Below are 10457 nucleotides of genomic sequence, written 5' to 3' on the forward strand. Positions count from 1 at the left end.
GATGAATTTATATGTTAAGAATAGTTATTGCAGAAGACGATATAAATTTTAAAAAAGAACTCATAAAAATTCTTTTAACAATGGAAGGCGTAAGTGTTGAATATTCTACAGGAGACGGAAATGACGCATTAGAAGCATTAATTAAAATTAAACCGGACGTTGCTATTTTAGATATAGGATTACCAGGAATATCGGGCATTGAGGTGGCGAAAAAGATTAGAGAATACATGCCTTTTTTGGAAATAATTTTTATTACGTCCTTTGAGGAATACATAAAAGATGCTGTGAGACTTTATGCTTCTGATTATATTGAGAAGCCTCTTGATGAGAAGAGGCTGAGAGAAACTTTGGATAGGATAAAGAAAAAACTTTTGGAAGTAGAAAATGTCATCCCTTTTAAGACGGAAGATGGAGTAAAGCTTATCAATCCAAAGGAAATTTATTGTGTTCAAGCCAGTAAAAAAAGGAGCATAGTTTATACCCAAAAAGAAAAATTTATATGTGATTATTCTTTAAAAGAAATAGAGGAATTGTTAGATAGTAGCATGTTTTTTAGAACAAATCGATCTTTTCTAGTGAACCTCTTTAAAGTTGAGCTGTTGAAAGATAACAATAGGACTTCCTTTGAGATACGTCTTAAAGGTTCAAATTATAAGGCTTATCTCTCTAAAGAATTGTATGAAGAATTTAGGAGGAGAGTAAAAGCTATTTACAAATCATAGTTAGATTGGAAGAGGTTTTATGTTTAAGGATAGTTACAAAAATGCGATGATGATTTATGTAGTGCAAATGGTATTGATAGTAATACTGGTAAACAACAATTTTATGAAAAGTCTTGATGTATTTCAGCCCAAAAATCAAGAGTTGTTTAGGATTTTCATAGGAATTTTAATTTTTATATTGAATGGGTTTTCTATTTTTGTGTTAAGAGAGCTGTATGCTAAAAATAAAGAAGAACGCCAATTTTTGATAAATAGTATTAGATTTAAATACATAGAGGAGCAAAATCGCATCTATAGGCAAAATCACCATGATATTAAAAATCACTTGATAATTATTTCTGAATTAGTCAAGGAAAAAAGATATAGTGAACTGGAGAATTATTTGTCTTCATATATGGAAGAAATTGATAAAAATTTAGTGACAATAAACACAGGTGTAAATGAAATTGATATATTGCTTTATTCGAAAATAAGTAATGCTAAGAGTAAAGATATTGAAGTGGATTTTAAATGTGATACACAAATCCAGTGCAGCAAAAAACACGTGCTTAATTTAGTTTCGGTTTTAGGAAATTTAATAGACAATGCAATAGAGGCTTGTGATGAAATGGAAAAAGATAAATACATAATTATAGAATTGAAAGAAGATCCAATAGATTACATATTTCATGTAAAGAATAGGTATAATTTTCAGAAAGATATAGAACCATCTACCTATTTTGAAGAAGGCTTTTCTACAAAAGAGGGTAGAGGAAGAGGAGAAGGATTGTATATTGTCAGAAATATAGTAGAAAAGTATAGCGGTGAAATAGAAGTACAAACCGATGGAGGTTATTTTGACGTTATTGTAGAAATTCCCAAATTTTCTTTGGAGGGTGATTAAAATTAATATCGAAAAGTTAGCTGAGAAGTTGACACAAAGACTGTTTAAAACTCAAAATTTGACGGATATTGAAATGGCAAAAATACAATATGGTATAAGCTTAATTTTAGGGGTAATAATTGAATTTACCTTAGTTTATGCTATTTCTTTAATATTGGGGTTTGGCTTTTACACTGTAGTAATAATGCTTTCAGCTCTTTTTTTGAGAATAAATACAGGAGGAGCTCATTGTTCAACTTATAATAGATGTGTAACTTTTACGGCAGTTTATTTCATACCTTTTGCTGCTTTAGCAAAGTTGATAGACACACATTTTCCTTTAACACTTAAAGTTTTTACAAGCCTATTGTTATATTTTATAGTTTTAGCGATAGTGAAGGATAATAAATTTTACAGGGTTATAATTCTGAGTTTAGTTGGTATAAATATTTTTTTATTTTTCGTCAATTCAATACTCTATATTAAAATATTGTTTTTAGTATCTATAGGTTTTACACTACAAGCTGTTATGAGGACTACATTAGGAGAAACTATAGTAAACATTGCAGATACGTTGTTTAAAAAAGCAGGGATATAAAAATTTTTTTATTTTTTTCAGCCTTTTTATGTAAATCTAAGCAAAGAATATATTTTTATACAAAAAATTAATGGTTTTTAAAGGAATATATTGTATTTATTACATAAAAAAATGGGATTTTGCGTAAATATTTGGATATATTTAGGTGAAAAATGCATTTTCGTTCCCAAAAATGACACTTTCGTTCCGAAATCCACACAAAGCGTTTTAAATGTTGTATAATTAGATAAAGATGAGTGGGAGGTGAAGTGAATGAAAAAAATTAACCCACTATCACTATTAGGAACGCTGCTTACATTTATAGGCACATTGGGACTTGTAACTTCTGCTTGCATCGGCTGGTTTTATAAGCCGCAAGTTCCTGATGTTTTGTTGAAAAAGTAATACATCTCAAAGATCTTTTCTACCCTTCCCTCGTGGGTTTCAACATTTTCCTGAGTTTTTACATAGATTTAAATTGATTTTGTGCCGAGTTTTCGGCACTTTTTATTTTAGTATTTTAAGAAATTATTGGTATAATTTTTGCTTAAATAATAGAATTGATGAAAGAGATTTAAGGGGATAGTCTTGACTTTAAAATAGTAAGAAAGTTATAATAAGCTTTGTAGGGGTATAGGATAGGGGGGTATATATTGCTAATTTTTTCGATAACATGTTGAAGCAATACTATTTTTTGTGATTGAAAAATTTATATAAAACCGTATAATTAATATTGTAAAACAATTCAAAAGATTATTGGTTGGTTTTTATATTGCATTTTTAGGGGGTTACTCTGTTGAAGGTTTATTCTTTAGTTGGAGAAAGTGGGACGGGTAAAAGCCATCATGCTTCTTTTATTGCTGGCAAGTATGGCATTAGGTATATCATTGATGATGGAATTTTAATAAAAGGTAATAACATTATTGCTGGGGTTTCTGCTAAAAAAGAGGCTACAAAAATTGGAGCGATAAAAAGAGCATTATTTACTGATCCTACGCATGTAGAGGAAGTAAAAAAAGCTATTGAAGAAGCGAAACCTGATAAAATCCTTATAATAGGCACTTCTGATAAAATGGTGGATGCTATAGCTGAAAAGTTAGGGCTTCCGCCAGTGAGTGTAAGGATATATATTGAAGATGTAGTCCCACCTAAACAGATTGAAATAGCCCGTGAAAAACGCTTGTTAGAAGGAAAACATGTTATCCCTGTTCCAACTTTCGAAGTTAAAAAGCAGTTCTCAGGCTATTTTTTAGACCCTCTCAGGATTTTTAGGAGGAATAACAAAGGGTATTTTGAAAAAACCATTGTAAGGCCTAATTATAGTTATTTAGGTAAATATACCATTTCTGAAAGCGTTATAAATTCAATAGTGGCTCATGAACTTATTTTATTTAATGAAGTTTACAAAGTTAATAAAGTTTTGACAGAAAAAAGGCCTGAAGGTATAATTTTAAAAGTAGACGTTACAATGAGGTATGGGTACAAAATTATCCCTGTATTAAAAGAAGCTATGAAAAATATAAAAAAACAATTGGAGTATATGACGGCCATAAATGTCCTACAAATGGACATTTATGTAAAAAATCTGCATATAGAAAAAACAAATATTAGAGAAAAGGGTGTGTGATATGTACAAAATCGTGAGAAGAGAGGTATTAAATCCTGTAGTCAAACTCATGGATATTGAAGCGCCAAGAGTTGCAAAGAGTGCAAAGCCTGGCCAGTTTGTCATTATTAGAATTTATGATAAAGGGGAAAGAATTCCTCTTACTATTGCAGATTATGACCCGGAAAAGGGAACAGTTACAATTGTATTTCAAGAGGTTGGTAAATCGACGAAGCTATTGGGTACTCTCAATGAAGGAGATTATATTTTAGATTTTGTGGGGCCTTTGGGTAATACGATGGAAGTTCCCAAAGATGCAAAAAAGATATTAGGTGTTGGCGGTGGTGTAGGTATACCTGCTCTTTATCCAAAATTAAAAATGTTACATCAAGAAGGTTATAAAGTAGAGGCAATTTTAGGTGGACGAAGTGAGGAATATGTAATTTTCAAAAAAGAAATGGAAGCTGTGTGTGATAAAGTACATTATGCTACAGATGACGGTACTCTTGGCAAAAAAGGATTTGTCACGGATGTTTTAAAAGAGGTTTTAGAAAATGACAAAGAAGTAGATTATGTGATTACTGTAGGACCTGTTATAATGATGAAGAATGTTTGCAAAATGACTAAAGAATACAATATACCAACTATAGTAAGTATGAACCCATTGATGGTAGATGGGACAGGTATGTGCGGCGCTTGTAGGATTGAAGTTGGAGGAGAGACAAAGTTTGTATGTATGGATGGTCCAATTTTTGATGGTCATCTTGTGAATTTTGACTTAGCCATGACAAGGCTTAATATGTTTAAACAACAAGAAAAACTATCATTAGAACTTTATGAACATGGAGGTGGTCACCATGGCCGTTAAAGATAGAGTTCCTATGAAAGAGCAAGATCCAAAAGAAAGGATAAAGAATTTTAATGAAGTAGCACTGGGTTATACAGAGGAGGAAGCAATTCTAGAGGCTTCCAGGTGTATTCAATGCCCGAAACCTACTTGTGTGGCCGGGTGCCCTGTCCATGTTAGAATACCAGAGTTTATAAAGGCTATTACAAAAAAAGAATTTGAGGAAGCTTATAAAATAATAAAGAGCACAAATAGTTTACCTGCTGTTTGCGGAAGAGTGTGTCCTCAAGAGGAGCAGTGCGAGAAGAATTGTGTGTTAAATAAGATTGGCAAGCCTATCGCTATTGGAAGGTTAGAGAGATTTGCAGCTGATTACGCCCTTGAAAATAATGTTGAAGAAGAAGTAAAACCGGAGAAAAAGAACAAAAAAGTAGCTATAATAGGTGGCGGTCCTGCAGGGCTTACCTGTGCAGGGGACCTTTTGAAAATGGGTTATGATGTCACGATTTTTGAAGCTTTGCATGCTCTGGGAGGAGTTTTAACTTATGGTATTCCTGAGTTTAGGTTGCCAAAGAGAATTGTGGAAGCAGAAATAGAAAGAGTAAAGAAATTAGGAGCAAAGTTTGAGACAAACGTGGTTGTAGGAAGGACAGTTACGATTGACCAATTAATGGAGGAAGAAGGCTTTGAAGCAGTATTTGTTGGCACAGGTGCTGGACTTCCTAAGTTAATGGATATTCCGGGCAAGAATTTGAACGGCGTTTATTCTGCTAATGAATTTTTGACAAGAATAAATCTCATGAAGGCGTATAAATTCCCTGAATATGATACACCTATTGCAGTAGGTAAAAGAGTAGCTGTAATAGGTGGAGGAAACGTTGCAATGGATGCTGCTCGTTCTGCATTAAGGCTTGAAGGAGTAGAAGAGGTAATAGTAGTGTACAGGCGTTCAAAGGAAGAGATGCCAGCAAGGCTGGAAGAAATAGAGCATGCCATTGAAGAAGGGATAAAATTTGAGTTTTTAGCTAATCCAATAAGGATAAATGGAACAGAAGATGGATGGGTAAAAAGCATGGATGTAATAAGAATGGAATTAGGTGAGCCTGATAGCTCAGGAAGAAGGAGACCTATTGAAATACCGGGGTCTGAATTTACCATAGAAGTAGATACAGTGATTATGGCATTAGGCACAAGTCCTAATAATTTGATTCCTTCCACCACAAAGGATATTGATGTACAGAGGTGGGGTGGAATTATAGCCGATGAGACAGGTAAAACTTCAAAGCCTGGCGTTTTTGCTGGAGGAGATGCGGTAACTGGAGCTGCTACTGTAATACTTGCGATGGGAGCAGGTAAACAGGCGGCAAAATCTATAGATGAATATTTGAGAAATAAAAAGTAATTAGTATAATGTATCAAAAATATGAATTATTATGCAGAAAATATCTTGTAACATTTACAAATGATATAAGAAATGGTATAACAATTAGAATATTATGTAAAATATACCCATAAACGGGTATATTTTTTAAAATGATTAAAAAAAATAGAAAACTTACAATAAAAAAACTTTCACAAAAGAAAAAAATGTGATAAAATGCATTTAAATGCATTATTATACGAACCTTTATTTAGAAATAACATTAAAACAACTTAATTTAGCGAAAAAATTAGATTTTAAAACTAATCACAAAATATTGAACAGGAGGTAATTGCAATGACCATATGGTCAAAATCAAATGATGTACTAGGAACAGTAAACAGAGGAAATCCAGCGGAATCCGGCTTGTGCACACTTTGCATGGCGGATTGCCAGGGAAAGTGCGAAACCTGGCTTTCTAGTCTTCTGGGCAGAAAAATGTTGTACCCTAGAGATTTTGGTATGGTAACAGCTGGAAGCAGCAACACAACGTCCATTGGCGTATCTTACAATTCATTGAGGATAATGGGATATAATTACGGTGCTTATGGGTTAGGTCAAAATATTTCCAATTCTTCTGATGACTGCATATTCCCAAATGTAAATATTGAAACTGAATTTGGTAGTGAAGAAAAAACAAAATCAAGAATTCCTATTATGACTGGTGCTCTCGGGTCGACTTTTATTGCAGCAAAGTACTGGGACCCATTAGCTATAGGTGCGGCTCTTGTAGGCTTTCCGATAGTAATAGGCGAAAATGTGGCAGGTATTGATAAGGAGGCAGTAATAGAAAATGGCAGAATTAAAAAGGCACCGGAACTAGACAGAAGAATAAATACTTATCTTCGTTATTTTGATGGATATGGTGCTATTATTGTCCAGGTGAATGTAGAAGACTTAAGGAACGGTGTGGCAGAATATGTTATTGAAAAGTACGCTGATAAGGTAATAATAGAGCTTAAATGGGGACAGGGTGCAAAAAGTATTGGTGGCGAAATTCAAGTTAAGGATATTGAATATGCTACTTTCTTAAAAAAGAGGGGTTACATTGTCGATCCTGATCCAGAAAAGCCTGAAATTGTTGAAGGATTTAAAAACGGTGCTGTAAAATCTTTTGCAAGGCACAGTAGACTCGGATATACTCATCTATCTTCCCCTGAAGAAGTGAGGGAAGAATTTATGAAAACCGTAGAGTATTTACGAAAAATCGGGTATAAAAAAATCACATTAAAAACCGGCTCTTATAGTATGGATAGTTTAGCTATGGCTATAAAATTTGCTACCGAAGCAAAACTTGATTTGCTCACAATCGATGGTTCAGGCGGCGGAACTGGCATGAGTCCGTGGAATATGATGCAGACATGGGGTGTACCGTCTATACTTCTGCATTCGAAAGCATATGAGTACGCATCAATCCTCGCAAATAAAGGGCAGAAAGTGGTTGATATGGCCTTTGCCGGTGGTTTTGCAAGAGAAGACCATGTTTTTAAAGCCCTTGCGCTGGGAGCACCATTTACAAAGTTAGTTTGCATGGGAAGAGCATTAATGATACCAGCCTTTGTAGGTTCGAATATAGAAGGGGTACTGCATCCGGAAAGGAAAGGCAAGGTAAATGGAAATTGGGACAGCTTGCCGCCGACGGTTTCTCAGCTTGGCCTCAAAGCAGAGGAAATTTTCGCAGGTTACTATGAGGTGAAAAAGAAAGTGGGAGAAAATGAAATGAAAAATATACCTTATGGAGCTATAGCCGTATGGACTTTAGCGGATAAATTGGCTGCAGGTTTGCAACAGCTGATGGCGGGAGCAAGAAAGTTTTCTCTCAAAGCAATTTCAAGAGAAGATATTGCTTCGGCCAACAGGGAAACTGAAAGGGAAACTGGGATACCATTTATCACAGATATAAGGAATGATGTTGCGAGAGATATTTTAAATTCTTAAAATAATAGGTCTCTCTATAGGGGCAGACTCTATTCTTTTTATGGTGTTTTTTTCTTCAATACTCTTACAATTATTTTCTAAGTGGTAAATATCTCTACACTTATTTGAGAAAAAAAGCCGATTTTCGGCTTTTTTTTGTACAGAAAAAATTATATAATAATAATTAACAGGATAGAGAAATATGATAGTTAGTAAGTAAATAAACTCAATGTGGGTGAGGAAGATGAAATATAGTGTGGAAGAAAAGGGGACAAAGGTAATTGTAAGGGGGATTGAAGACTTTAATCTTAAGGAGACTTTTGAATGCGGACAGTGTTTTAGATGGAATGAAGAAGAGGATGGGAGCTATACAGGAGTTGCTTACGATAGAGTCATAAACGTGAAATTGGAAGAAGACATGTTGATAATTGACAATACAGATTTAAATGACTTTTATGACATTTGGTTTGACTATTTTGATTTGGGAAGGGATTATAAGCAAATAAAAGAAAATCTTTCAAGAGATCCCATATTAAAAGAAGCAATTCAATATGGGCAAGGTATAAGGATTTTGCGCCAAGATACATGGGAAACTCTAGTCTCTTTTATAATCTCACAAAATAATAGAATACCCCAAATAAAAAAAGTTATAGAAAATCTTGCTAGTTCCTTTGGAGAGCCAATTGAGTACAAAGGAAAAATCTATTACACTTTTCCTAAAGCAGAAGAATTAGTTATGTTTGATGTTGAGACGATTGCCAAGACAAAATGCGGTTTTAGAGCGAAATATATACTGGACGCGGCTTCTAAAGTTTTTTCTGGAGAAATAGATCTTTTAAAATTGTTTGAATACAGCACTAATGACATAAGAGATATTCTTATGAATATAAACGGAGTGGGTCCTAAAGTTGCAGATTGTGTCATTTTGTATTCAATAGGGAGATATGACACTTTTCCTACAGATGTATGGATAAAAAGAATTGTTGAATATTTGTATTTAAAAAGAGAGGGAACCCCTTTGGAGATTCAACTATTTGCAATAGATAAATTTGGAGATTTGTCTGGTTTTGCGCAACAGTATTTATTCTATTATGGTAGGGAGATGGGGAAAAAAATCTTTAACGAAAGGAAGAAATAGATGCTAGGAACTATTGTAAATTCAATTGCAATAATTGTGGGTGGTACTATTGGTACCCTTCTTAAAGTAGGAATTCCAGAAAGGTTTAAAAATATAGTCATGCAGGGTGTCGCCTTAAGTGTGATGATAATAGGGATTTCTAGTGGCCTTCAATTTAATAATTTAATGGTAGTGATCGTGAGCCTTGTAATAGGTGGTATTATAGGAGAAGCCTTAAATATTGAAGAATATTTAAATAAGTTAGGAGATACATTTCAAAAAAAATTAAGTAAAGATAACAGTTCTACAATTAGCAAAGGTTTTGTGACAGCAAGTTTGGTATACTGCATTGGTGCTATGGCAATTGTAGGTGCTTTAAAAGATGGACTTTCTGGAGATCACAGTATACTATTTGCTAAATCTGTTCTAGATGGAATTTCCTCAATAATTTTTGCTTCCACTTTTGGATTAGGTGTTGTTTTTTCAGCTATTTCGGTATTTTTGTATCAAGGTTCTATTTCATTAGGTGCATCTTTTTTGCAAGGGCTTTTGACAAAACCAGTGATTGACGACATGACAGCTGTAGGAGGAGTATTGATATTTGCGATTTCTTTGAATATGTTAGAGATTAAAAATATAAAAGTAGGGAATTTATTACCGACTATTTTTATACCCATTTTTTATCAGATTTTACTAAACATTATAAAAGGATTTTAGGCGGTGCGGATATGAAACTACTAAAAAGCATCGATGTAGCCAGAATTGCTGTAAAAATGGCCATGTCTACAAGAGAAGAGGAAGAAATACTAAAAAACAAATATTGGAAACAAGGAGTAAAAGTTGCAGCTGTTGACTATGGTGGAGAATACGTAAATTCTATATCTAAAATTATTGAAAGAGCGGTAGTAGCGGCTAAAAGAGAAGGAATTATAGAAGACACACACGCTGCAGAAGGAGCTGTAGCAGGAGCTGCGCATGAGGCTGCTATACAAGTCATGAACAAAGCTATGGGACTTAATGTAGGTGGAAAAATAGGCATTGCCTATGCTGATGAGCATCTTTGTGTTTGTGTGTTTTTTGCTGTAGGGATGCTAAACTTAAATGAAGTGGCAATTGGACTAGGACATAGGTCATTAAAATAAGGGGTTAACCTCTCATACTCAGACTGTTGACAAACTTTCGCAAAGGAGATATTTTGCATAAGGAGTGACTTGTTACAAAGCGGCAACAAAACTTAGCAAGACCGAGGGTGGAGGCAGGGCCGTAGCCACGGATGGCGGAGGCGGGCACTAAGACAAGGATGTCGAATGTGCCCGGTACCCTGCCGGAACCCGAAGGTCGAGTTTAGTTTTGTCGCTTTGGAACATCGGAGTGACGATGCAAAATATC

Annotated in this window: 11 protein-coding genes; all 11 read left to right on the forward strand. The window is 34.3% G+C overall.

Annotation, left to right across the window (positions count from 1 at the left end; genetic code table 11):
* The first annotated feature begins 11 nt into the window (after window positions 1–11).
* Window positions 12–722, forward strand: coding sequence for a LytTR family DNA-binding domain-containing protein (locus I4N53_RS00260; RefSeq protein ID WP_003866835.1), 711 nt, complete (start codon window positions 12–14; stop codon window positions 720–722).
* 19 nt (window positions 723–741) lie between these two features.
* Window positions 742–1605 carry a sensor histidine kinase gene (locus tag I4N53_RS00265; protein ID WP_214495304.1) on the forward strand — a complete coding sequence of 288 codons (864 nt, stop codon included), beginning with the start codon at window positions 742–744 and terminating at the stop codon, window positions 1603–1605.
* A complete protein-coding gene (locus tag I4N53_RS00270) occupies window positions 1598–2182 on the forward strand; it encodes an accessory gene regulator B family protein (RefSeq protein WP_012269572.1) in 585 nt (194 codons plus the stop codon). Before I4N53_RS00265 ends, I4N53_RS00270 begins: the two co-directional genes overlap by 8 nt.
* Before the next feature lie 252 nt (window positions 2183–2434).
* Window positions 2435–2566, forward strand: coding sequence for a cyclic lactone autoinducer peptide (locus I4N53_RS00275; protein WP_003866832.1), 132 nt, complete (start codon window positions 2435–2437; stop codon window positions 2564–2566).
* 391 nt (window positions 2567–2957) lie between these two features.
* The gene (locus tag I4N53_RS00280) at window positions 2958–3788 is read left to right on the forward strand and encodes an Asp23/Gls24 family envelope stress response protein (RefSeq protein WP_029688699.1); all 831 of its coding nucleotides are present in this window, start codon (window positions 2958–2960) and stop codon (window positions 3786–3788) included.
* 1 nt (window position 3789) lies between these two features.
* Window positions 3790–4635 carry a sulfide/dihydroorotate dehydrogenase-like FAD/NAD-binding protein gene (locus tag I4N53_RS00285; RefSeq protein WP_214495305.1) on the forward strand — a complete coding sequence of 282 codons (846 nt, stop codon included), beginning with the start codon at window positions 3790–3792 and terminating at the stop codon, window positions 4633–4635.
* Window positions 4625–6016: an NADPH-dependent glutamate synthase gene (gltA, locus tag I4N53_RS00290; RefSeq protein WP_214495306.1), complete on the forward strand. Its 1392-nt coding sequence runs from the start codon at window positions 4625–4627 to the stop codon at window positions 6014–6016. The genes I4N53_RS00285 and gltA overlap by 11 nt, the downstream gene beginning before the upstream one ends.
* Window positions 6017–6331: 315 nt before the next feature.
* Window positions 6332–7972: a glutamate synthase-related protein gene (locus I4N53_RS00295; protein ID WP_003866828.1), complete on the forward strand. Its 1641-nt coding sequence runs from the start codon at window positions 6332–6334 to the stop codon at window positions 7970–7972.
* 223 nt (window positions 7973–8195) lie between these two features.
* Window positions 8196–9089, forward strand: a complete 894-nt coding sequence (locus tag I4N53_RS00300) for a DNA-3-methyladenine glycosylase (protein ID WP_009051722.1) — start codon at window positions 8196–8198, stop codon at window positions 9087–9089.
* On the forward strand, window positions 9090–9785 hold the full coding sequence (locus I4N53_RS00305) for a DUF554 domain-containing protein (protein ID WP_214495307.1): 696 nt from the start codon (window positions 9090–9092) through the stop codon (window positions 9783–9785).
* Window positions 9786–9796: 11 nt separating this feature from the next.
* A complete protein-coding gene (locus I4N53_RS00310) occupies window positions 9797–10210 on the forward strand; it encodes a HutP family protein (protein ID WP_003866824.1) in 414 nt (137 codons plus the stop codon).
* The last annotated feature ends 247 nt before the right edge of the window (window positions 10211–10457 follow it).

This window comes from Thermoanaerobacter sp. CM-CNRG TB177 (genome assembly GCF_018588165.1).
GTDB classification, from domain to species: Bacteria; Bacillota; Thermoanaerobacteria; order Thermoanaerobacterales; family Thermoanaerobacteraceae; genus Thermoanaerobacter; species Thermoanaerobacter thermocopriae.